This is a genomic window from Kitasatospora sp. NPDC059146 (genome assembly GCF_042786665.1).
GTDB lineage: Bacteria > Actinomycetota > Actinomycetes > Streptomycetales > Streptomycetaceae > Kitasatospora.
The window spans coordinates 106045-128323 of the sequence record NZ_JBHZCY010000001.1 but is presented as its reverse complement, the minus strand read 5'-3'; the positions used below and the strand labels follow the sequence as shown (position 1 = coordinate 128323).

The 22279-nt window shown below is 72.6% G+C and carries 23 protein-coding genes; 14 read left to right on the top strand and 9 right to left on the bottom strand.

Annotated elements, in window-relative coordinates; genetic code table 11:
• The first annotated feature begins 52 nt into the window (after positions 1-52).
• The 6 genes from ACFXPX_RS00625 (at position 53) to ACFXPX_RS00600 (ending at position 7797) form a co-directional block, all read left to right on the top strand.
• Positions 53-2452, top strand: a complete 2400-nt coding sequence (locus ACFXPX_RS00625) for an FxsB family cyclophane-forming radical SAM/SPASM peptide maturase (RefSeq protein ID WP_380638908.1) — start codon at positions 53-55, stop codon at positions 2450-2452.
• A gap of 31 nt (positions 2453-2483) precedes the next feature.
• A complete protein-coding gene (locus ACFXPX_RS00620) occupies positions 2484-3272 on the top strand; it encodes an aminoglycoside N(3)-acetyltransferase (protein ID WP_380638906.1) in 789 nt (262 codons plus the stop codon).
• Positions 3273-3511: 239 nt separating this feature from the next.
• Complete coding sequence (locus tag ACFXPX_RS00615) at positions 3512-4732, top strand: FG-GAP repeat domain-containing protein (RefSeq protein WP_380638904.1); 1221 nt, start codon at positions 3512-3514, stop codon at positions 4730-4732.
• 246 nt (positions 4733-4978) lie between these two features.
• Positions 4979-5647 (top strand): DUF4097 family beta strand repeat-containing protein, encoded by a 669-nt coding sequence (locus tag ACFXPX_RS00610; protein ID WP_380593339.1) that lies wholly within the window; start codon positions 4979-4981, stop codon positions 5645-5647.
• A 53-nt stretch (positions 5648-5700) separates the two neighbouring features.
• Positions 5701-6792, top strand: a complete 1092-nt coding sequence (locus ACFXPX_RS00605; RefSeq protein ID WP_380638902.1) for a serine hydrolase domain-containing protein — start codon at positions 5701-5703, stop codon at positions 6790-6792.
• 126 nt (positions 6793-6918) lie between these two features.
• Positions 6919-7797 (top strand): hypothetical protein, encoded by an 879-nt coding sequence (locus tag ACFXPX_RS00600; RefSeq protein WP_380638900.1) that lies wholly within the window; start codon positions 6919-6921, stop codon positions 7795-7797.
• Positions 7798-7892: 95 nt separating this feature from the next.
• On the opposite strand, the gene ACFXPX_RS00595 is transcribed toward ACFXPX_RS00600, so the two are convergent.
• Positions 7893-8306 (bottom strand): SRPBCC family protein, encoded by a 414-nt coding sequence (locus ACFXPX_RS00595; protein ID WP_380638898.1) that lies wholly within the window; start codon positions 8304-8306, stop codon positions 7893-7895.
• 27 nt (positions 8307-8333) lie between these two features.
• Positions 8334-8723, bottom strand: coding sequence for a VOC family protein (locus tag ACFXPX_RS00590; protein WP_380521882.1), 390 nt, complete (start codon positions 8721-8723; stop codon positions 8334-8336).
• Positions 8724-8851: 128 nt separating this feature from the next.
• Here ACFXPX_RS00590 and ACFXPX_RS00585 point away from each other — a divergent pair, with 128 nt between their 5' ends.
• Positions 8852-9676: a helix-turn-helix domain-containing protein gene (locus ACFXPX_RS00585; protein ID WP_380638896.1), complete on the top strand. Its 825-nt coding sequence runs from the start codon at positions 8852-8854 to the stop codon at positions 9674-9676.
• Here the strand turns inward: ACFXPX_RS00585 and ACFXPX_RS00580 are convergent.
• Positions 9673-9867, bottom strand: coding sequence for a DUF397 domain-containing protein (locus ACFXPX_RS00580; protein ID WP_380590698.1), 195 nt, complete (start codon positions 9865-9867; stop codon positions 9673-9675). The two genes, ACFXPX_RS00585 and ACFXPX_RS00580, sit on opposite strands and share 4 nt — an antisense overlap.
• A gap of 2 nt (positions 9868-9869) precedes the next feature.
• The gene (locus ACFXPX_RS00575; RefSeq protein WP_380521876.1) at positions 9870-10739 is read right to left on the bottom strand and encodes a helix-turn-helix domain-containing protein; all 870 of its coding nucleotides are present in this window, start codon (positions 10737-10739) and stop codon (positions 9870-9872) included.
• A 142-nt stretch (positions 10740-10881) separates the two neighbouring features.
• Between ACFXPX_RS00575 and ACFXPX_RS00570 the strand changes: the two genes are divergently transcribed.
• The 4 genes from ACFXPX_RS00570 to ACFXPX_RS00555 all read left to right on the top strand — a co-directional run bounded on the left by ACFXPX_RS00570 (position 10882) and on the right by ACFXPX_RS00555 (position 12637).
• Positions 10882-11259, top strand: coding sequence for an ATP-binding protein (locus ACFXPX_RS00570; RefSeq protein ID WP_375888510.1), 378 nt, complete (start codon positions 10882-10884; stop codon positions 11257-11259).
• Complete coding sequence (locus tag ACFXPX_RS00565; protein WP_375888509.1) at positions 11256-11501, top strand: hypothetical protein; 246 nt, start codon at positions 11256-11258, stop codon at positions 11499-11501. The genes ACFXPX_RS00570 and ACFXPX_RS00565 overlap by 4 nt, the downstream gene beginning before the upstream one ends.
• Before the next feature lie 103 nt (positions 11502-11604).
• Positions 11605-12063: a MarR family winged helix-turn-helix transcriptional regulator gene (locus tag ACFXPX_RS00560; RefSeq protein WP_380638894.1), complete on the top strand. Its 459-nt coding sequence runs from the start codon at positions 11605-11607 to the stop codon at positions 12061-12063.
• Between the two features lie 46 nt (positions 12064-12109).
• Complete coding sequence (locus ACFXPX_RS00555; RefSeq protein ID WP_380590707.1) at positions 12110-12637, top strand: hypothetical protein; 528 nt, start codon at positions 12110-12112, stop codon at positions 12635-12637.
• Between the two features lie 56 nt (positions 12638-12693).
• Here ACFXPX_RS00555 and ACFXPX_RS00550 read toward each other — a convergent pair whose 3' ends face one another.
• The 4 genes from ACFXPX_RS00550 to ACFXPX_RS00535 all read right to left on the bottom strand — a co-directional run bounded on the left by ACFXPX_RS00550 (position 12694) and on the right by ACFXPX_RS00535 (position 15132).
• Complete coding sequence (locus tag ACFXPX_RS00550; protein ID WP_380638892.1) at positions 12694-13308, bottom strand: hypothetical protein; 615 nt, start codon at positions 13306-13308, stop codon at positions 12694-12696.
• Positions 13309-13380: 72 nt separating this feature from the next.
• Positions 13381-13941: a GNAT family N-acetyltransferase gene (locus tag ACFXPX_RS00545; protein WP_380638890.1), complete on the bottom strand. Its 561-nt coding sequence runs from the start codon at positions 13939-13941 to the stop codon at positions 13381-13383.
• A 115-nt stretch (positions 13942-14056) separates the two neighbouring features.
• A complete protein-coding gene (locus ACFXPX_RS00540; protein ID WP_380521866.1) occupies positions 14057-14617 on the bottom strand; it encodes an NIPSNAP family protein in 561 nt (186 codons plus the stop codon).
• The gene (locus ACFXPX_RS00535) at positions 14614-15132 is read right to left on the bottom strand and encodes a hypothetical protein (protein ID WP_380638888.1); all 519 of its coding nucleotides are present in this window, start codon (positions 15130-15132) and stop codon (positions 14614-14616) included. The genes ACFXPX_RS00540 and ACFXPX_RS00535 overlap by 4 nt, the downstream gene beginning before the upstream one ends.
• A gap of 56 nt (positions 15133-15188) precedes the next feature.
• Here ACFXPX_RS00535 and ACFXPX_RS00530 point away from each other — a divergent pair, with 56 nt between their 5' ends.
• Positions 15189-16133 (top strand): helix-turn-helix transcriptional regulator, encoded by a 945-nt coding sequence (locus ACFXPX_RS00530; protein ID WP_380638886.1) that lies wholly within the window; start codon positions 15189-15191, stop codon positions 16131-16133.
• 64 nt (positions 16134-16197) lie between these two features.
• Here ACFXPX_RS00530 and ACFXPX_RS00525 read toward each other — a convergent pair whose 3' ends face one another.
• A complete protein-coding gene (locus ACFXPX_RS00525) occupies positions 16198-16395 on the bottom strand; it encodes a DUF397 domain-containing protein (RefSeq protein WP_375888879.1) in 198 nt (65 codons plus the stop codon).
• A gap of 198 nt (positions 16396-16593) precedes the next feature.
• Between ACFXPX_RS00525 and ACFXPX_RS00520 the strand changes: the two genes are divergently transcribed.
• Both ACFXPX_RS00520 and fxsT read left to right on the top strand, forming a co-directional pair.
• Complete coding sequence (locus tag ACFXPX_RS00520; RefSeq protein ID WP_380638884.1) at positions 16594-18261, top strand: TIR-like protein FxsC; 1668 nt, start codon at positions 16594-16596, stop codon at positions 18259-18261.
• Entirely contained in the window at positions 18258-22256 is a 3999-nt protein-coding gene (gene fxsT, locus ACFXPX_RS00515) for an FxSxx-COOH system tetratricopeptide repeat protein (protein ID WP_380590724.1), read from the top strand. The genes ACFXPX_RS00520 and fxsT overlap by 4 nt, the downstream gene beginning before the upstream one ends.
• The last annotated feature ends 23 nt before the right edge of the window (positions 22257-22279 follow it).

Here is a 22279-nt window from a genome sequence, read left to right as displayed (position 1 = left end):
CTCCGGAACCTCGAAACGGACCCCAGGCCGAGCTGAACCCGCCACACCCATGATGACGCGAATTCCGGTGCCACTGACGCAATTCGTGGTCAAGATGCACAGCCGGTGCGATCTCGCCTGCGACCACTGCTACGTCTACGAGCACGCGGACAGCAGCTGGCGCTCCCGCCCCAAGGTGATCGGGGAGGGGATCCTGGCCAAGGCCGCCGAGCGGATCGGTGAGCATGCGGTCGCCCACCGGTTGTCCGCCGTCCGGGTCGTCCTGCACGGGGGAGAACCCCTGCTCGCCGGCCCGGACCGGTTGCGCCGCGCGGCCGAAGCGCTGCGGGCGGCGCTCCCGCCCGGCTGTGCCCTCGACCTGCGCATCCACACCAACGGCGTGCTGCTCAGCCGTGCGTTCTGCGAGCTGTTCGCGGAGCTGGACCTCAGGGTCGGCATCTCGCTGGACGGGGACCGGGCCGCCAACGACCGGCACCGGCGCTTCGCCGACGGGCGGAGCAGCCATCCACAGGTGCTGCGGGCGGTCGGGCTGCTGAACGAGCCCGAGTTCCGGCACCTGTTCGCCGGGCTGCTGTGCACCATCGACATCGAGAACGACCCGGTGGCCGTGTACCGGGCGCTGGTCGAACTGCGGCCCCCCGCCGTCGACTTCCTGCTTCCGCACGCGACCTGGGAGGACCCGCCGAAGCGGCTCGCGGGCGGCCCGGAGGACCCGTACGCGGACTGGCTGCTGGTTGTCCACAGGCTGTGGGAAACGGACGCGCGGCCGTTCGCCGTGCGCACCTTCGAATCCGTGCACCGGACGGTGCGCGGACTGTCCAGCCTCACCGAGTCGCTCGGGCTGGAGCCCTCGGACCTCGCCGTGCTGGAGACGGACGGGACCTTCGAGCAGGCGGACAGCCTCAAGACCGCGTACGACGGGGCGCCCGTCACCGGCATGAACGTTTTCGCGCACAGCCTCGACGACCTCGCCCGCCACCCCGGCATCGCCGCCCGCCAGTCCGGCCTGGACGGGCTGAGCGCGACCTGCCGGGCCTGCCCGGTGGTCCGCGCCTGCGGCGGCGGACTGTACGCCCACCGCTACCGGGCGGACAATGGCTTCGACAATCCCTCCGTCTACTGCGGTGACCTCATGACGCTCATCAACGGCATTGCGGGAAAGGGGGGTTCGGCCTCCGCGCCGGCGCCCGTGCCCGCCCAGGGCGGCCGTCCGCTGCTGCCGGCCGCACTCACCCCGGCCCAACTCGACGAGCTGGCAAGGGGATACGGCGGCACCGACACCATCGCCGCCCTCGGCGCCGCCCAACTCTCCCTCACCCGGGCGATGCTGGCCGCCGCCTGGGACGCCTCCGGGCAGGGCCGGGCGGCCGCCTGGGAGCTGCTGTCGGAGCTCGACGGGGCGGCGGCCGGGGCCGTGGACACGGTGCTGGCCCACCCGTACGCCCGGGCCTGGGCCGCGCGGCGGCTCGCCGGGGACCTCACGGTCGGCCTCGGGCCGATGGCGGCACTGGCCGCCGCGGCCGCGGTGCGGGCCGGGCGCGGGGACTCCGTCACGGTGCCCGCCCGGGGCGGCCGGCTGCACCTGCCGACGCTGGGGCGGATCGCGGTGCCGGACGGCGAGGCGGTGGTCACCGGGCACGCCGACGGCTTCGAGGTGCGGGCCGCCGACGGGACGGTGTTCACGGAGCTGGACGACCCGCTGCGACGGATCCGGCTGGCCGGCGGCTGGACGGTCGCCCTGGAGGACCTCGACCCGCTGCGCGACAGCCACGACCACCCGGTGGCCGACCGGCTGCCCGAAGCCGAACTCCTCGGCTGGACGGGCGCGTTGCGCGAGGCCTGGGAGCTGCTCGGACGCGACCTGCCCGACTACGCGGAGGGCATCCGGGCCGGGCTGACGACGATCACCCCGCTGCGGCCCGGCCCCGCCGGGCGCGACGTCAGCTCGGCGGCGCGGCAGGCGTACGGCGCGGTCGGCATCGCCCGGCCCGCCACCGCGCCCACGCTGGCGCTGCTGCTCGCCCACGAGTTCCAGCACGTGAAGCTCGGCGCGGTGCTCGACCTGTACGACCTGTACGACCGGTCCGACGACCGGCTGTACTTCGCCCCCTGGCGGCCCGACCCGCGCCCGCTGGAGGGGCTGCTCCAGGGCACGTACGCCCACCTGGCGGTCACCGAGTACTGGGGCACCCGCACCGCCGCGTACGACGGCCTGGCGGGGGAGGCCGCCGACCGGGCGCGGGCGCAGTTCGCGCTCTGGCGGCAGTACACCGCCGAGGCCGTCGAGCGGCTGGCCGGATCCGGGGCGCTGACCGGGCTGGGGGCCCGGTTCGCCGCAGGGATGGGGGAGAGCGTCGCGCCGTGGCTCGCCGTACCGCTGCCGGCGGCGGCGGAACGGGACGCGGAGAAGGCGCGGGAGGAGCGGAGTCGGCTCCGGTACGTCGAGGCCTGAAACGAAGTGGTGTTGAACGAAGGGGTGTCGGATGATCTCCACCGCTGAACTGGCCGACGGCTTCGCCCGGTTGGGCGTGCGGCCGGGCACGGTGCTGCACGTCCAGGCGTCGCTGCGGACGCTCGGGCCGGTCGAGGGCGGGGCGGCCGGGGTGGTCGACGCCCTGCTCGAAGTCCTGGGGGAGGAAGGGACGTTGGTGGCGTTCACCAGCACCCCCGAGAACTCCTCGACCTCACGGATCCACCAGGCCGCGACCGCCGGGCTGACCCCGGCCGAGATCGCGGAGCACCGGGCGCGGATGCCGCGCTTCGACCCGGCCACCACCCCGGCCTCCCCGACCCTGGGCGCGCTCTCCGAAGCCGTCCGCACCCGGCCCGGCGCCCTGCGCAGCAGCCATCCGCAGACCTCCTGGGCGGCCCTGGGCCCCCGGGCGGAGGAGATCACCTCCCGGCACCCGCTCACCTCCCACCTCGGCCCCGACTCCCCGCTCGGGCGGCTGTACGAGCTGGACGCCCGGGTGCTGATGCTCGGCGTCGACATGGCCCGCTTCACCGCCTTCCACCTCGCCGACCTGCGCCAGGCCGACGTACGGCACCGCGAGTACGGCTGCGTCACGACGGACGGCTGGATGTCCTTCCAGGCGCCCGACCTGGACGACCTGCACTTCGCCGAGCTCGGCGCGGAGGTGCTCGCCGCGGCCGAGGGCGTCACCACCGGGCGGATCGGCGACGCGGACTGCCGGCTCGTCCCCGTCCAGGAGGCGGTCGACCTCGCCGACGGGCTGCTCCGGGCGCGGGCGCGGGCCCGGGCTTCGGGCTGAGGGCGCCGGGCTGGGTCCAGGGCCGTCGGGTCCTGGGTCGTCGGGTCCTGGGTCGAGGCCGTCGGGTCGGGCTCCTGGATCGCCGGTTCGGGCGGTCCGGGGGCCTCCCAGGGTGTCGGGGCCGGCACCGCGCTCCCGGTCGGGCGACCATCGCGCCGAGAGCGGTGCCGAGCGGTGCCGAGCGGTGCCGAGCGGCGCCGAGCGGCGCCGAGCGGGCGTTCGGACGGGAGAGGTGCGGAATGCGTGGACTGAGGCGTGGTCAGGCCGTTGCAGCGGCGGTCGCGGTCGTGGTGGCGGCAGGGGCGGTGCCGGCGCTGCCCGGCGGCGCGTCGGCCGTCGAGCCGGTGGCCCCGAGGGCCGGGGTGTTCGCCCCGAAGACCGACTACCCGGTGGGACACAACCCGCGCGCGGTGGCCGCCGGGGACTTCACCGGCAGCGGCCGGGCCGACCTGGCGGTGGCGAACGCCGCCGACGGGACGGTGTCGATCCTGCTGAACGACGGCCACGGCGGGTTCGGCCCGCAGCGGACCTTCCCGGCCGGCCCCGGGCCGACCTCCGTCGCGGTCGGGGACCTCCGGGGCATCGGCGTGCAGGACCTGGTGGTCGCCGACCAGGACGACAGCGGGGTCTCGGTGCTGCTCGGCAACGGGGACGGCACCTTCCGGGCGCCCACCCGCTTCGCCACCGGCTCGCACCCGGACGCCGTCGCGATCGGCGACTTCCGGGGCACCGGCACGCTCGACCTGGCCGTCGCCAACCTGGGCGACTTCGGCGACGGCAGCGTCTCGCTGCTGCTGGGCAACGGGGACGGCACGTTCCAGGCGCCGCGCACGTACTCCACCGGCACCGACTCCAACCCGGCCTCGATCGCGCTCGCCGACCTCGGCGGCAGCGGGCACCTGGACCTGGCGGTCGCCCTCGACGGCGTCGGCGAGGTGGCCGTCTTCCCCGGCAACGGGGACGGCACGCTCGGCGCCCTGACGGACTACCGGGTCGGGGGTGTCCCGTACTCGCTGGCCGCCGGAGACCTGCGCGGTGACGGCCGGTACGACCTGGTGGTCGCGGACGGGGAGCACTCCGCCGTGGTCCTGCTGGGCAACGGGGACGGCACGTTCCAGCCGGCGCGGGCGTACCCGGCGGGCGGCGGGCCGGTCTCGGTCGTGGTGGGCGACTTCACCGGCCACGGCACCCCCGACCTGGCGCTGGCGACCGACGACAGCTCGGTGGCCCTGCTGCGCGGGAACGGCGACGGGACCTTCCGGGCACCGGAGTCCTACCCCACCGGGTCCGGCGACGGCTCCATCCCGGACACCGTGGTGGCCGGCCGGTTCCGGCAGCGCGGGCGGCTCGACCTGGCGGTCACCAACGCCCAGGACAACAGCGTCTCGGTGCTGCTGAACTCCCACGGCCACCGCACGACGCGGGCGGCGGCTCCGTCCGGTGCGGACCGGCTCCGGTAGCGCCTGCTGCCTGCTGTCCGCCGCAACGCCTGTGCATAGCGTTCACCCCCAGTCCATTGCAATAGATGGGCTGGGGGTCGTTGCATTCCCGGCAGAGTTGTTGCAATGATATATAGGCGTTCACCTGCAACTATTGGTTCTCCGTGGGGGCTGTCGGTTGCCTGAACTGCGAACGCAACGTAGCGTTTCTCTTGCCAGAAAGCGGCGGGCCACCGGGCCCGCGCCGCAGAAGCGAAGGAGAGCACGATGCAGAAGTTCGCCACCCCCGCCCCGGTCTCGGCCGTCCTGGACATCCCCGCCGGCCGCATCCGGCTCATCGCCGCCGACCGTGCCGACACCGTGGTCGAGGTCCGGCCCGCCGACGCCGGGAAGAGCCGCGACGTGAAGGCCGCCGAGCGGGTCGAGGTCGCCTACGTCGACGGCGTGCTGCGGGTCGAGGCCCCGGAGGCCGGGAACCGCCTCCTCGGCAGCTCCGGCTCCGTCGAGGTCACCGTCCAACTGCCCACCGGCTCCCGGGTCGACGCGACGGCCGCGCTGGCCGAGTTCCGGGGTGTCGGCCGCCTCGGCGACGTCACCATCGAGGCCGCGCAGGGCACCGTCAAGCTCGACGAGACCGCCGGCGCCCGCCTCGACCTCCAGGCCGGCGACATCGCCGTCGGCCGACTCGGCGGCCCCGCCGAGATCCGCACCCAGAAGGGCGACCTGCGGATCACCGAGGCCGTGCAGGGCACCGTCGCCCTGCGCACCGAGTACGGGCAGATCGAGGTCGGCGCCGCCCGCGGGGTCTCCGCCGCCCTCGACGCCGGAACGGCGCACGGCCGGATCCACAACGCGCTGCGGAACGCCGACGGCACCCCCGGCCTGACCATCCACGCCACCACCGCCTACGGCGACATCACCGCCCGCAGCCTTTGATCCGCCCGCGGCCTCTGAGCCGCACTCCACGACCCGCGAGAGAAGGAACGACGATGAACGCCGCCACCACCACCCAGGACCGTCCCGAACTCCACAAGGCCGCCCAGGACTTCGTCGACGCCGGCTTCGCGGGCGTCCAGCTGCGGGTCCGCGACGAACGCGGCGCGTGGACCGGCAGCGCCGGGGTGCACGAGCTCGGCGGGAGCGCGAAGCCCGCCACCGACGGGCAGTTCTGGATCGGCAGCACCACCAAGACCTTCGTCGCCGCCCTGGTGCTTCGCCTGGTCGCCGACGGGCTGATCGACCTGGACGCCCCCGTCGCCGAACACCTGCCCCGGTTCGGCGGCCTGGACGGGCGGATCACCGTACGGATGCTGCTCCGGCACACCAGCGGCGTCCACAACTGCACCGGCGAGCTCGACGAGAAGGGCGAGTTCGTGCCCGGGCTGCCCTCGATCGGCAAGGCGTGGGTGGACAACCGCTTCCACGACTACCGGCCCGACGAGCTGGTCGAGTTCGCGCTGACGAAGCCGGCCCGGTTCGAGCCGGGCGCGGACCAGGGCTACTCCAACACCAACTACACGCTGGCCGTGCTGCTGGTCGAGGCGCTCACCGGGCACGCCTACGCCGAGGAGATGCAGCGCCGGATCCTGCAGCCGCTCGGCCTGACCGACACCCTCGTGCCGGGCAGCCTCTCGGAGATACCCGGCCCGCACGCCCACGGCTACTACCGCTACCAGGACGGCGAGGAGTGGAAGGTCGTCGACGTCTCCCGGCAGAACCTCTCGCTGCTGTGCGGCTCCGGGGACATGATCTCCACCACCCGCGACCTCCAGGTGTTCTTCGCGGCCCTGCTCGGCGGCCGGTTGCTGCCCGGCGAGCTGCTGGAGCAGATGCGGACCCCGCACGGGATGCTCGGCTACGGACTCGGCCTGTTCGTCCAGGAGTTGGGCCCGGACAGCGGCGACGTCACCATCGTCCACCACAACGGCGGCGCCCCCGGCGGCTACGGCGCCCTGATGATCGCCACCCCGGACGGCGCCAGGGTCCTCACCGCGGGCCTCACCACCGGCGACTCCGACCAGGACCCGGCCCAGACCTTCCCGCCCGCCCTGGAGCGACTGATCAAGGCGGTCTTCTGCTGATCCGCTCTGTTACCCGGTGCTTCGAGTCCCTCAAGCGCAGGAAGTCGGCCACGCCGACTTCCTGCGCAGCTGCGCTGCCTCGGAGGTGGAGGATGAGGGCGCGCAGGGCGAGCGGAGGAGGCGGCGATGGCGAGTGAGCCGGCGGCGGCCGTACGGGTTCTCACCGGGCGGTACCGGGCGGTGCGGCCGCGGGTGGGCAACGGGCCTGGGCATCCTCCGGCGGAGGACGTCGAGACGGTCATGGGGTTCGCCTTCCGGGCGCCGTCGCTGTGGCGGCACGAGTACGGTGGCCGCGTCGCCGTGGCCGAGACCAATTTCCCCCCGTGGGTGGAGCCGGGCCTCTCCTTCCCCGGCGACGGCTGGCCGTGGAGGTTCGGCCCGGACCCTGCCCGGCTGGTCGTTCCCGCGCTGCGGGAGCTTCCGGCCGGTCGTCCGACGGAGCATGACGGCCGGGCGGCGGTGCGGACCGAGATGGCCGGGCCCGAGGGGATGACGCTGGAGCTGGTGGTCGACAGTGGGACCGGCATGGTGCTGCGGGCCTCCGCGCCGGGAACGGCCTACGTCGAGGAGCTGTCCGAGCTCGCGTTTCCCGAGGCCCTGCCGGACGACCGGTTCGTCCGGCCCGAGGACGACGGCAGCGCCGACCGGGCCGAGCAGCTGCGGTGGGAGCGGATCCGGGAGCACTACCGGACCCGGCCACTGCCGGTGCCCGCGTCCTGGCCCGGCCCGCTCGGCCGCCCGAGCCCGATCGACGGCGATCCCGACACCGGGTACGTGGTCGTGGACCTCGACAACGAGCCCTCCCCGGGCACCCCGACGGCCGCCCAACTGGTGCGCCAGCCCCTGGGGGAGCCGCCGTACTTCGAAGGATGGGCCAGGGATCCTGGGCACCACCTCCAGCGGTGGCGGGACGCCCGGTGGCAGTGGACGCTGGTGCTGTCCGACCACCCGCTCACGGTCGAGCAGTTGGAGCGGGTCCGCCGGGAACTGGCCGGCGGTGAGTAGGAGTTGCGCGCAGGAAGTCGGCCCATCCGACTTCCTGCGCACGAGGATGACGTGCTCAGAGCCGTCGAGGGTATGTCGCGGGCATGCCGCGGGCGTCAGGAAGCGAGGGCGGCGGCCTCCAGGGTCCGGCGGATCACCCGGATTCCCTGGTCGACCATCGCGCTGATGGGCTCCGCCAGGCCGTGCGGCTGCACGTCGGTGACCCAGACGAAGCGGCTGCGACCGCCGGGTTCGGCGAACACCTGCATGGAGGCGTGGTGGTGGGCGACGTCCATGGAGCCGCCGACCACCGAGTAGGCGATGCGCCGGAGGTCGTCGTCGAGCGAGACGATCAGCTCGTGCACCACCGTGCCGTCCGCGAAGGTCACCACCCGGACATCCCCCTCGACCCGGGTGTCGACCACGAACGCGGGGGCGAGCCGGTGATGGACCTCGCCCCAGTCGCGGATCGCCGCCCAGATCCCCGCGGGGTCGGCCTCGATCAGGACCTCTCGGTGCACGGTTGCCATGGGGGTACTCCTTGTCTGGGGGGACAGTCAGTTGGCGGTGGGCGCGGTGGCCGTCACGGCCGGGACCAGGCAGAAGGGGTGGCCCTGGGGGTCGGTGAGGACGACCCACCGGCCCTCGCCCGGCTGGAACTCCGGCCGGGACGCGCCGAGGGCGAGCAGCGCCTCGACCGCGCCCTCCAGGTCGGCGACGGCGAAGTCGAGGTGCAGGTGCTTGCTCCCCTCGGGCCACTGCGGCGCCTGGTAGCCCTCGACGCGGACGAAGGCCAGGCCGGACCCTGTGCTGCCCGCGCCGATGGAGGCGAAGTCCTGGTCGCTGTAGGTGAGTTCCCAGTCGGTGGCGTGCTGGTAGAAGGCGGCGAGCGCCACCGGGTCGGCGCAGTCGACGACCACGGTGGTGAGCTGTGCGAGAACGGGCATGTGCGGACTCCAGAATCGTGAACGACCGGAAGCCTTACGGGCTTCGATGAGGAGCCTCGCCCAGCAGCCCCGCCCCGGTCTTGAACATCCTTGCGCGGCTGTCAGACCCGGTGCGTAGCGTTCGAAGGGTGCTCACCGCCGACCCTGTCGCCACCCGCCCCGGCTTCGCCATCAGCGCGGTGTCCTGCCGGTCCGACCACACCCGCTGGTCCGCGCCGGAGGTACGGGCCGACTACCGGGTGGTGCTGGTACGCCGTGGAAGGTTCCGCAGAACGGCCGGCGGCGCGCCCGCCGACATCGACACGGCCCTCGGTTACGTGGGCGTCCCGGGCGAGGAGGAGAGCTTCGCCCACCCCGCCGGGGGCGACACCTGCACGTCGATCAGCGTGGCGCCGCACCTGTGGCGCTCCCTGGCCGGGGACGGGGCGGAACCGACCGCACAGACGCTCTATACGGACCCGAAGCTCGACCTGGCCCACCGGCGCCTGCTCGCCGCCGGTCGGTCGGAGGACATCGACTACGCGCTCGCCGAGGAGCTGGTGGGGCTGCTGTCGACGGCCATCGGCCGCACCGTCGGAGGGCGAACCCCGGCAGGAGACGCGGCGGCCGAGCGCGACCGGAGCCTCGTCGCGGCCGCCCGCGAGGCGATCACCGAAGCGGACCCGGCCGCGGGGACGCTGTTCGGACTGGCCGAGTCGCTCGGAGTGTCCCCCTACCGCCTGAGCCGGGCCTTCCCGCGCCACCTCGGGGTCTCGGTGACCCACTACCGCCACCGCGTCCGCATCGGCCACGCCCTCGACCGCCTGGAGGCCGGCGAGACCAGCATCAGCACCCTCGCCGCCGAGCTTGGTTATGCCGACCAGGCCCACCTCACCCGCACCGTGCGCCAGCACCTCGGCCACACGCCGACCGCCCTGCGGCGGCTGCTGAGCCCCGAGACTGGGCTTAGTTAGACGGTGAAGTGGTCGAACTCGCCGGCCTTGGCGCCCTGGATCCAGGCATTGAGCTTGGTGCGGGTGGTGGTGACGACGATGGTGGGGTCGTCCGATTCACGGAGGTAGACCAGCTCGCCGGCAGAAGCGATCTCGACGCAGTTGGTCTGGTCGTTGCTGTAGCTGGACTTCTGCCAGTTGAGCTGGTGCATGGCTATCTTCCCTGGACCTTGTAGCGGACGTGCTGGAGCAAACCCAGCGAGTCCCGCTGAGCTGGCGATGACTCGGATGTTGCCGCTGACAGGGGTGGTAGCGCCAAGCCCCTGAGCCGGTCGAACTTCCGATCAAATGTTGTCACGATCTCAGGGTCACCGATGAAGTCGCCGCCGTGCGGGTGGTCGAGTAGAACGGTGTCGAGGCGGGAGTGTGCTCCTCGGATGAGGAGGAAGGAGCTGTCGTTCGAAGCGTACGTGGTGCAGTCGAACGGGAGGATCTGGATCGTCACGTTCGGCAGTCTGCTCATCTCGATCAGATGGTTCAGCTGGTCCCGCATGACCGCTGCCCCTCCGTACATCATGTGCAGGGCTGCCTCGTGAATCACGGCGCGGTACGGGGGCGCGTTCTTGCCCGTGAGTACCCTGCTGCGCTCGCCGCGGAACTCGACCATCTTCTCGTTGTACCCCTGGATGACCTCGCTGTAGGCCTTGGTCTGCAAGAGCCCGGGGATCAGAAGGGATTCGTAGGTATCCAGGGCCGTTGCGCAGCTCTCCGCTTCGGCCAGGTCGAGCGCACTGCGCGTTGTGTGGTGCTTGAACTCGGTCCACCAGCCCTTGCCCGAGCTCTCGCTCATGGCGATGAGGCCAGCCCGGTACTCGGGGTCCGTGACCTTGCAGATGTCGAACCAGGCTTTCAAACGTTCAGTGTTGAGGCCGAGCCTGCCAGCCTCGGTGTGGCTGATGTTCGGACCTTTCACTCCCAAGGCCTCGCCGATCTCCAAGGCTGAGAGGCCTGCGGCGTCTCGAAGTCGGCGAAGTTCCTCGCCGAAGCGACGTTGGCGCTCGCTGATGCCAGTCCTGAATCCCATGAGCATGTCCTTCCCGCAACATGTGGCTACGGAAAGTGTAGAGGCATGTGCGGAGTGTGTTGCAGAGTTGAGGCAGATTCACCTACAGTTCAAAGCATGCCGTCGATCAGACGGTTCGTCAGTAGTGTTTGGGAGACTCCCCATGTGTGACCCCAACCTCAACTCCCCCTCCCTCCTCGTGTCCCGCGAGCTGTTGCGCGAGGCCATGGCGCGCGCCGGGTACGACCTCTCGGCGATCGCGGACGCCGAAGTCGCCCTCGCCGAACTGATCGTGAACGCCTGGAGGCACGGCCGGACCCCCTCGCCGGCCGTCGTCATCTCCGTCGAGTCCCGCACCCTCCGGGTCGACGTGGCCGACCTCAGCCCCCTCCTCCCCGCCCGCCGCAAGCCCACCGAACTCTCCGAGTCCGGCCGTGGGTTGCAGCTGGTGGAAGGCCTCACTCACCGGTGGGGCGCCGAGCCGCAGAAGACGGGCAAGCGGGTCTGGTTCGAGCTGTCGCAGGACGGTGGTGCCGCGTGAATGCCCTCCACCCCATCCATCCGGCCGATCCGGCGATCCACCACCTCACCGGCCCGCAGCTCACCGAACTCATCGTGGAACTCCGGACCGAGGGGCGCGAGTTCGGCATCCTCTGGCCGTCCGCCAAGCCGGGCGAGACCGTCCTGAACGGCCGGGTGCTCGTCGACCTGGGCAACGTTCCCGCCAGTACCGTGATCAACCTCCTGGCGCTGCTGCGCGAGTTCAAGCGACACCGGAGCTGAGTGCCAAGTTTGCTACCACCGGAAAGGAGCTTGACCTCAAGTCGGCTTCACCTCCTAGCGTCGGTCCTGCCGAAGTGATCGACGCGAAGGGGAGGGGTCGGCCGTGGAGTACTCGCACAGCGATGCCGAATTGATCAAGCAGCCCATCGGCTACTGGAGTTGGGCCGCGTACAAGGCCGTCGTCAACCGCACCCGTGGGGCGCTGGCCGAGTTCGGCACCACGCAGCCGCAGTGGTGGGTGCTCGCCCAGCTCGCCCGGGCCGAGGAGCCGAGGACCCGCGACGAGGTCTCCGCCGTGCTGCGCGACTACCTCGACACCGGACAGGACGCTCTCGGTGCCGAGATCGACGCGACCGTCGAGCGCGGCTGGGTCGCCGAGTCCGCCGGGGGCCGGCTCGTACTGACCTCCGAGGGGCGGGAGTTCTTCGACCGGCTCGCCGCTCTCCAGGACGAGCTGTGGGCCGAGCGCCACGCGGACATCTCCGACGAGGAGTACCTGACCACGCTGAAAGTCCTGCAGCGGTTCGTCCACAACACGGGCGGGCAGGCCTGGCACCACTGAGCGCAGGGGGGTCGGACTGTCCGACCCCGTTCCTAGGATCGGCGCCATGCCCGATGCCTTCACCGTCCTGTGGACCCACGACACCTGCCGTTCCCTCCGCAAGGGGGGCCGGGTGGGTGAGCGGCCGCCCGTCGCCTACAGCGGGGTGCACCAGTCGCTGCCCGCCTGGTCGACGGCCAAGGCCGGGGACGAGGTGTACGCGCTGCACGTCAACCGGTGCGAGGTGTTCGTCGTCAGCCGGATGCGGATCGTCGACCGGGAGCGCGGCGAGTGCTGCGGCGCCGCCCGAGCGACCTGGCAGGACCCGGCCTTCCCGGGGCACGACGCCTGGTGGATGCTCGGTGCGGGCGGCTGCGGGGCCGAGGCCGTCCACGTGGACGGGACGCCCGTGCGCTTCGACCAGCGGATACCGGGGGAACTCCTCGGGCAGCTCACCTGGCGCAACCAGCGGGGAAAGGTGCGGGGGTTGAAGCATCTGGTGGACGGGCGCCTCGAACGCTCCGTCAGCCTCCAGGGCTTCTACCGGCTGACCCCCGAGTCGGCCGACGAGCTCGCGGAGCTCGTCGGCCCGTGAGCCGGACCGCTGTGCACAGGAAGTCGGACCGGCCGACTTCCCGCGCACAGCGGCGATCAGGGGCCGACCCGCCCGGCGAGGTTCAGGGCCACCGCGATGTGGCTGTACCCGGGGAGGGACGACCCGACGGCCTTCTCGAAGCGGACGACGTCCGCGAGCCCGAGCTTCTCCCCGCCGGGGAGGGTCCGGTTCGAGGTCCACAGAAGCAGCCGCAGCTGCTCGTTCTCCGCGCCGAGCATCGCCGCCGAGGGCTCCAACGGCTTGCCGTTGGCGGCCCGCCACTCGGCCACCTCGGCCCAGGAGGCGGCCACGGTGTCCCAGCAGACCGCGGCCCGGGGGCCGAGCAGGAGCCGGGTCTCCGCAGGAGAGCGGAACGCGTCCAGGCCGTGGGAGGCGAGGTTCTGGAGATCCTCCAGGAAGGTGACGGCGAACGCGTACTCGGCCTCGTCCGCCAGCAGCTCCTCGATCAGCGCCAGGACCTCGGCCGTCCGGGCGTGATCCCGCCGGGCGACCCGGAAGGCGACCTGCCGGCAGACGTCCAGGTCCTCGTCGTCGTCCACCGAACGCGGGTCGACACCCGCGAGGTCGAGCAGTCGTGCCGACCGCCCGACCGGCCGTCGGCGCCAGGGGAAACGCATGGTGTTCCTCTCCGCCGAGGCGGTGGTGGGCATGATCGTCAGTGCCGGGGAAGCATGGCACGGTGTTCCACGCGGGCTGCGGGCGGGCGGGCCCAGGGGGAGTCGTCAGCGGCGCTGCTGCCACTCGGCGCGAGTGAGCTCGTACTCGACCTCGCCGTGTTCGGAGCCGGGGATCGCGTCCGGCCAGTCGCCGGTGAAGTTCCGCAGGAACGTCAGGCCGGACTTCTCCATCACGCGCCGGGAGCGGGAGTTGACCGTCATGGTGTTCGCGGTGACCCGCTCCACGCCGAGCTCGGTGAAGCCCTTGTCGATCAGCGCCCGTGAGCCCTCGGTGGCGTAACCCTTGCCCCAGGAGGCCTGGTTGAGCCGGTAGCCGAGCTCGACGACGGCGGGGTCGTGGTCGTCGAGCGGGCGGAACTCGAACCAGCCGAGGAAGGTGCCGGTGGCCTTCTCCTCGGCGGCCCAGAAGCCGCGGGTGCCGGAGCACGGGTGGTCGTGGAGGAGCCGGGGGAGGACCTTCGCCTCGACCGTCTCCCGGCGGGTCGGCTCGCCGCCGTTGATGAAGCGCATGACCTCGGGGTCGTTGTCCAGCGCGAGGAGGTGGTCGGCGTCGGCTTCGGTGAACGGGCGCAGGACGAGCCGTTCGGTCTCAAGGAATACATGCATGGCGCGATCCTGTCCGCCCGCGAACGAGTGTGCCACCGGATATCCGGCGGCCCACCGGCCGGCGCAGGAAGTCGGACGGGCCGACTTCCTGCGTGCAGCCGCCAGCGGTCAGCTGCTAGCCGGTCACCGGGGCCAGACGGAGGTGGTGGTGGGGCCAGGGGGGCGGCTCCGCCGCCGGGCCGAACCAGACCCGGACGTCCTCGCCGGTGCGGACGGGGAGGGCGGGGAAGTCGTTCTCGGCGTGTTCGGTGCGGTGCAGGGCGTGTTCCGGGGCGAGGTGCCGGGCGGCGTACGCGTCGAAGACCTCGAAGGCGGCCGGGTCGGGGTGGCAGACGGTGGCGAGCACCTCGCGGGCGCCGGGCGGCGGCAGGAACCCCGGGCCGCGCAGCAGCAGGACGTCGTCGCTGTCGACCATCGTCGCGTTGGCCGCGTCGCGGTGGGCCCGCCAGACCGGGCCGAAGTAGAAGGCCTCCAGGGCCCGGCGGCGCGCGGCCATGTCGGGGAAGGCGCGCAGCCAGACGAAGCGGTCCGGGTGGTCCAGGTCGCGGAAGCGGCCGCCGAGGGTGATGCCGACGGCCTCCTGCCCGGTCACGAACTCCCGCTCGAAGAGCTCGATCAGGGTGTCCCGGGCGCCGGGGTGCAGGGTGTACCGGCGCAGTTCGACGACGAGGCTCATGCGGCGAGCCCCTTGAACGCCCCGCCGGTACGGGTGAAGTCCATCGTCCAGTTGAGCTCCCAGCTGCGGCCGCCGTCGGCGGAGAACTCCTGCTCCCAGCGGGCGGCGTCCGGGCCGAGGCGGTACCAGGTGAAGTGCACCCGGATCGGGCGGCCGCCGTAGGTGTCGTCGCCGTGGAAGTCGCCGCGGTCGCCGGTGAAGCCGCCGGTCACCGGCGGGTCGAGCCGGCCGGTGCGGCTGTCGGACCAGAAGATCGACCACTGCCGCGCCTCCCGGTCGTACAGGCGCAGGGTGGCGCCCCGGCGGCCGAGGGTGGGGAAGGCGATCTCGTCGATGTTGCCCGCGCCCCCGAACAGTGGCCGGACCACGGACTCGCCGGGGAACTCCTCCCAGCCGATGCCGCTGCCGATGTCGCTGCCGATGTCGCTGTCGCCACCGCTGAGCGGGGCGGTGAGGCGGCGGTTGGCCACCTGCCAGGTGCCGTGCAGGAAGTCGAAGTCGTTCGTGCCGTTCATGTGCCGCAGGCTAGGAGCGGTCCACTGACATCCACTGTCAGTGGATACTGCTGGGTATGCGCGCGAGCCGACTGGTCACCCTGCTCCTGCTGCTCCAGAACCGGGGCCGGATGACCGCCCGGGAGTTGGCGCAGGAGCTGGAGGTGTCCGTCCGGACGGTCTACCGGGACGTGGAGGCGCTGGCCGCCGCCGGGATCCCGCTGTACGGCGAGGCCGGGCACGAGGGCGGCTACCGGCTGGTCGACGGCTACCGGACCCGCCTCACCGGGCTGACCGCCGAGGAGGCCCAGGCCGCGTTCCTCGCCGCGCTCCCGGGCACCGCCGCCGACCTCGGCCTCGGCGGGGCCCTCGCCACCGCCCAGCTCAAGCTGCGGGCCGCGCTGCCCGCGGAGCTGCGCGAGCACGCCGGGCGGATCCAGGAGCGCTTCCTGCTGGACGCGCCCGGCTGGTACGGCCGCGCGGACGAGACCCCGCACCTGGCGGCCGTCGCCGCGGCGGTGTGGGCGCGCCGGGCGGTGGTGCTGCGGTACCGGCGGTGGCGGGCGCCGGAGGAGATCGAGCGGCGGGTGGAGCCGTACGGGCTGGTGCTCAAGGCGGGCCGCTGGTACCTGGTGGCCGGCGGGCCGTCCGGGACGCGGACCTACCGGGTCGACCAGGTCATCGAAATGCGGCCGCTGCCGGAGGAGTTCTCCGTGCCGGAGGGCTTCGACCTGCCGGCGTACTGGCAGGCCCACCTGGCGGACTTCCGGGCCCGGCTGCACACCGGGGAGGCGTTGGTGCGGCTGACCCCGGAGGGTGCCAGGCGGCTCGGCGTGCCGCCGGGGGAGGGCGGCTGGACGCAGGCCCGGGTGCCGATCGAGTCGGTCGACCACGCGCACGGGGAGTTCCTGCGGCTGGGCGCCGACATCGAGGTGCTGGAACCGGCCGAACTGCGCGAGCGGATCGCGGGGACGGTCCGGGCGCTGGCCGCCCGCTACGGGAGCGCCGATTCCGGGAGGTGAGGGCCCAGGGCCGCCCGGAGCCGCCCGGAACCGCTCAGGGCCGCCCGTAGCCGCTCAGAGCTGCTCAGAGCCCGACGAAGTGGTCGAACTCGCCGTCCTTGGCGCCCAGGATCCAGGCGTTGAGCTTGACCCGGGTGGTGGTGACGACCAGGTCGGGGCGGTCGGACTCGCGGATGTAGACGAGCTCCCCGGCGGAGGCGATCTCCAGGTACCTGGCCTCCCCGGCGCTGAAACTCGACCGCTGCCAGTTGAGCTGGTCCATGCGTGCTCCTCCTGATCGTTCACCACAGCCGCAACGAGGGTACTGCTCCACGCAAGAGGGCAGCGGCACCGTTTCGGTCATGTCAATTCGTGCGGGTCGCTGTGCTATTCCATTGGGGTGTCAGTCGTTCCTACACTGAGACCCCGCCGCACGGGGGCTGCGGGAGCCAGGTTGCCGACGGGCCCGGGGGAGGCACGTGTGACTGACCGGGGCTGGGACGAGGACGAAGCCCGGCCGTACTTCTTCCTCTCCTACGCGCACACGCCGAAGTCCGGTGCGCGGGGCGCCGGCGACCCGAACCACTGGGTGCGCCAGCTGTACCGGGACCTCTGCGAGGCGGTGCTCCAACTGACCACCGTCCCGGCCGGGGTGCCGGTCGGATTCATGGACGAGTCCATGCACCAGGGCGAGTTGTGGGCCGAGCGGCTGTCCGAGGAGCTGGCGACCTGCCGGGTCTTCGTGCCGCTGTACTCACCCCGGTACTTCAACAGCGTTCCGTGCGGCCAGGAGTGGCACGCCTTCACCCGCCGCCCGGTCTACCCGGCGACCATGGAGGTGGAGCGCACCAGTGGCATCGTCCCGGTGCTGTGGGCGCCGATGAGCCGCTACCGGCTGCCCCAGGTGGCCGGCGAACTCCAGTTCAACCACGCGGGGTTCGGGCCCGACTACGCCACCGAGGGCCTGTACGCGCTGATGAAGCTCAGCTACTTCCGGGCCGCCTACGAACTGGCCGTGCACCGGCTGGCCGCGCGGATCGTCCAGGTGGCGGAGGAGACGGTGATCCCGGTCGGGCGGCGGCTGGAGTTCAACGGGCTGCCCAGCGCGTTCAACGTGTCCGCCCCGACCAAGCAGCTGCGGATCTCCGTACTCACCTACCACCAGGGCGAGTTGCCGCAGGACCGCAACCCCGACTTCTACGGCGCCCGGCGCACCGACTGGCACCCGTACCGGCCGGCCGGCTCGCCCATCGCGCAGCACGCCGTACGGCTGGCACGGCAGTTGGGGTTCCAGCCGACCGTGCACGAGTTCGACGACGAGGTGGAGTCCATCATCGAGGGCAACGCCGAGGCCCCCGGACTGCTGCTGCTGGACCGGTGGGCGCTGCGCGACCCGCGCCGCCGGGAGCTGGTCCGCCGCTTCGACCGCTCCGACGCCACCTGGGTCAGCGTCCTGGAACCGTGGAACACCGAGGACCGGGAGTGCCTCGAACGGGACGGCGAGTTCAGCGGGCTGAGCGACCAGACGCTGCGCAAGACCCGGCGGGCCGGGCGCCCGAGCTTCCTCGGCGTCACCGGCCCGACCGGGCTGAACAGCCTGGAGGACTTCGACGACGCGCTGCCCCGCGCCGCGATGAAGGCCAAGTACGCCTTCGAGAGCCGGACCAGGGCCGAACCGGAGGAGCCCCCGGCGCCCCGGCCGAGCCTGCGCGAGGCCTTCCGCCGCGGCCCCGGCGGCTACGGGCCGGACGGCTTCGGCGGGCACCGCACCGAACCCTTCGGGCCGGACCCCTTCGACCGCGACCACGACCCCGACCGGGACGACCGCGACGACCGCGCCGCGCGGGACGGCAGCCCCGGCCGGGACGGCCGCGCCGCGCGGGACGACTACGGCGCGCGGGACGGCTACGGCGCCGACGAGGAACGCACCGTCCGACTCTCCCGCGCGGACTACGCCGCCCCCGACCCCCGGACCGTCCCCGACCCCCGCGCCGCCCCCGAGGACCGCACCACCCGTATCACCCGCACCACCCGCACCACCCGTGACGACCGCACCGCCCGTGACAACGATCGCCCCTACCGCAACGACCGTGACGACGGCGATGACCCCGATGCTGGGATGGCGCCCTTGGGAGGACCGCACCGATGAGTGACAACACCACCAGGAACCTGCGCCTCGGCGCCGCCGAACTGGCCGCCACCCGCGAGGCCGCCCGGCGGGCCGCCGAGCAGGACCGCCAGGGCCGGATCATCACCTTCTACTCCTACAAGGGCGGCACCGGCCGCACCATGGCCCTCGCCAACACCGCGTGGATCCTCGCCGCCAACGGCTTCCGGGTGCTCACCGTCGACTGGGACCTGGAGGCGCCCGGCCTCGCCAAGTTCTTCCACCCCTTCCTGGACCCGGCCTCGCTGGCCGGCACCACCGGGATGATGGACCTGATCGCCGAGTACCGCGAGGAGGCGCTGCGCCCGGTCGAGCACGCCGAGGGCTGGCACCTGGACTTCGCCCGGGTGCACCCGCACGCCCTCTCGCTCTCCTGGCCGCACTTCCCGGCCGGCGGCAGCCTGGACTTCCTCTCCGCCGGCCAGTTCAACCGGGACTACTCCGAGGCCGTCACCCACCTCGACTGGGACATCTTCTACGACCGCTTCGACGGCGGGCAGTTCTTCGACGCGCTCAAGGCCGACATGGCCAAGCGCTATGACTACGTGCTGATCGACTCCCGCACCGGCCTGTCCGACATCGCCGAGATCTGCACCGTGCAGATGCCCGACGACCTGGTGGTCTGCTTCACCCTCAGCGACCAGTCCATCGACGGCGCCTCCCGGATCGCCCAGCACATCCACGACCGCTACCGCGACCGCGGCATCCGCATCCTGCCCGTCCCGATGCGCATCGACGAGGGCGAGAAGGAGAAGGCCGACGCCGGCCGCGCCCTGGCCCGGGTCCGCTTCGACGGCCTGCCCGCCGGCCTGGGCAGCGAGGAACTCGCCGGCTACTGGGGCTCGGTGGAGATCCCGTACCGGCCGTTCTACGCCTACGAGGAGATCCTCGCCACCTTCGGCGACCAGACCGGCACCCCCACCTCGATGCTGGCCGCCTGCGAGCGCCTCACCTCGATGATCACCGAGGGCCGGGCCGCCGGCCTGCCGCCGATGGACGAGGAGGTGCGGCTGCGCTACGTGGACGCCTTCACCCGCCGCCGCCCGTCCGTGCCCGCCGACCTCTACCTGTCCTACGTGCCCGAGGACCGGATGTGGGCGGACTGGATCGAGTCCGTGCTGACCAGGGCCGGCTTCCGGGTGCTGCCGCGCGACCTCAGCGCCGGCACCGACCCGCGCGAGGAGACCGAGCGCGGCATCGACTCCGCCTACCGCACGGTCGCCGTCCTCTCGCCCGCCTACCAGCGCTCCCCGCAGGCCCGGGCGCTGTGGGAGTCGGTGGTCAACTCCGACCCCTCCGGCACCCGGCGCCAGCTGCTGCCGGTGCGCGTCGGCGACGTCCGGCTCACCGCGCCGTTCAGCAACCGCAACCCGGTCGACCTGGTCGGCCGCGACGAGAACCAGTCCATCCAGAGCCTGCTGCGCGCCCTCGGCCGCGGCGACGCCGTGCTCGACGACGCCCCGGCCGGCGGCCCGCGCTTCCCCGGCAGCAAGCCCTCGGTGTGGGACGTCCCGCCGCGCAACCCCTCCTTCACCGGCCGCGCCGCCGTCCTGGAGCAGCTGCGCAACCAGCTGCGCGGCGGCATGGCGGCCGTGCTGCCCACCCCGCAGACCCTGTACGGGCTCGGCGGCGTCGGCAAGACCCAGGTCGCGCTGGAGTACGCCCACCGCTTCATGTCCGACTACGACCTGGTCTGGTGGATCGACGCCGAGCAGACCGAACTGGTCGCCCCGGCCCTCGCCGAACTCGCCCGCCGCCTCGGCCTGCGGGTCGGCGACTCCGTCACCGAGGCCGCCGAGGCCGCCCGGGAGGCGCTGCGCCGCGGCGTACCCACCTCGCGCTGGCTGCTGATCTTCGACAACGCCGACGAGCCCTCCGAGATCCGCCGGTTCTTCCCCGGCGGCTCCGGCCACATCCTGGTCACCTCCCGCAACCAGGCCTGGACCGGGCACGCCGAGGCGCTGGAGGTCGACGTCTTCACCCGCGGCGAGAGCGTCGAGCACCTGTGCCGGCGCGCCCGCAGCCTCTCCCGCGCGGACGCCGACCGGGTCGCCGAGGCCGTCGGCGACCTGCCGCTGGCCGTCGAGGTGGCCGCCGCCTGGCTGGACACCACCGGCACCCCGGTGGAGACCTACGTCGCCCAGCTGCACGCCGAGGCCGCCCGCGCCCTCGCCGTCGACCACCCCACCGACTACCCCACCCCGGTCGCCGCGACCTGGAACGTCTCCATCGGCCGGCTGCGCCAGCAGTCCCCGGCCGCCGTCCGGCTGCTCCAGCTGTGCGCCTTCTTCGCGCCCGAGCCGATCTCGATGAACCTGTTCTACAGCGACCAGATGATCCGGGCGCTGGTGAAGTACGACGCCGACCTCAGCGACAAGTTCATGCTCGGCAAGGTCATCCAGGCGATCGGCCGGTACGCGCTGGCCAAGGTCGACGCCGGCAGCAACAGCTTCCAGGTGCACCGCCTCGTCCAGGCGGTGATCCGGGCCGGGATGACCGACGACGAGCAGGAGATCGCCGTCCACGAGGTGCACCGCATCCTCACCGGCGCCCGGCCCGTCCTCGGCGACACCGACGACCCGGCCAACTGGCCCGCCTTCGACGAGATCTGGCCGCACCTGTCGCCCTCCAAGGCGCACAACTGCGACGAGGCCGACACCCGCCAGCTGCTCATCGACCGGGTCCGCTACCTGTGGAAGCGCGGCGAACTCGACCGCGCCCGCGACCTCGGCCACGCCCTCGACGCCGAGTGGACCAGCAAGCTCGGCGAGGACGACCGGCAGACCCTGCTGCTGCGCTTCCAACTCGCCAACGTGCTGCGCTCCCAGGGCAACTACGCCGAGGCCCTGGCCCTGGACGAGGCCACCCTGGAGCGCCAGCGGGTGCTCCTCGGCGAACACCACCCGTACACCCTGATGACGGCCGGCTCGCTCGGCGCCGACCGGCGGGCGCTCGGCCGCTTCCAGGCCGCGCTCGACCTCGACCAGGAGATCCTGGAGCAGTTCCGCGAACTGTTCGGCGACGACAACCCGCGCACCCTGTCGATGGCCAACAACCTCGCCATCGACTTCCGGCTGGTCGGCAACAGCGAGGCCGCCCGCGAACTCGACCAGGAGACCCTCGACCGGCGCACCGCCGTCCTCGGCCCCAAGCACCCCTACACCCTCTCCACCAAGTCCAACCTGGCCCGCGACTTGCGCGAACTCGGCGACTACCGCGGCTCGGTGGACCTCCTCCAGGAGGTCACCTCCGACCTCGGCGACGTCCTCGACCCGGACCTCCCGGAGAACCTGCGCAACGCCAAGTCGCTGGCCGTCTCCCTGCGCCGGATCGGCCAGCTCGCCGAGGCCCGCCGGATCACCAAGGAGACCTACGAGCGCTACCTGGAGCGCTACGGCGCCGACGCCCCCGACGCGCTCGCCTGCGCGCTCAACCTGGCGGCCGACCACAGCGCCTCCGGCGACAAGGAGGCCGCCCGCGACCTCTGCTCCACCGTCTTCGAGGGCCACCGGCGGCTGTTCGGCGACGAGCACCCGTTCACCCTGGCCTGCGCCAACAACCTGGGCATCTACCTGCGCGGCAGCGGCGACGTCCAGGGCGCCATCGAGCGCGGCCGGCTCACCGTCGACGGACTGACCCGCTCGGTCGGCGCCGAGCACCCGTACACCCTCAACGCGGTGATCAACCTGGCCAACGCCTACGGCGACGACGGGCAGACCGACCTCGCCGAGGCGCTCGGCCGGGCCGCCTACTCGGGCCTGTGCGGGCGGTACTCGCCGCAGCACCCGGACGCCGTCGCCTGCGAGGCCAACCTGGCGATCACCCTGCGCTCGGCCGGCCGGCACACCCAGGCCGCCGAACTGCGCGCCCGGGCGATCTCCGAACTGATCCGGCAGTTCGGCGAGGAGCACCCCAACACCGTCTCCGCCCGCGGCTGGAAGCGGATCAACCGCGACCTGGAGCCGCAGCCGGTGTAGTCACCGGGGCGGGGTATCGTGCG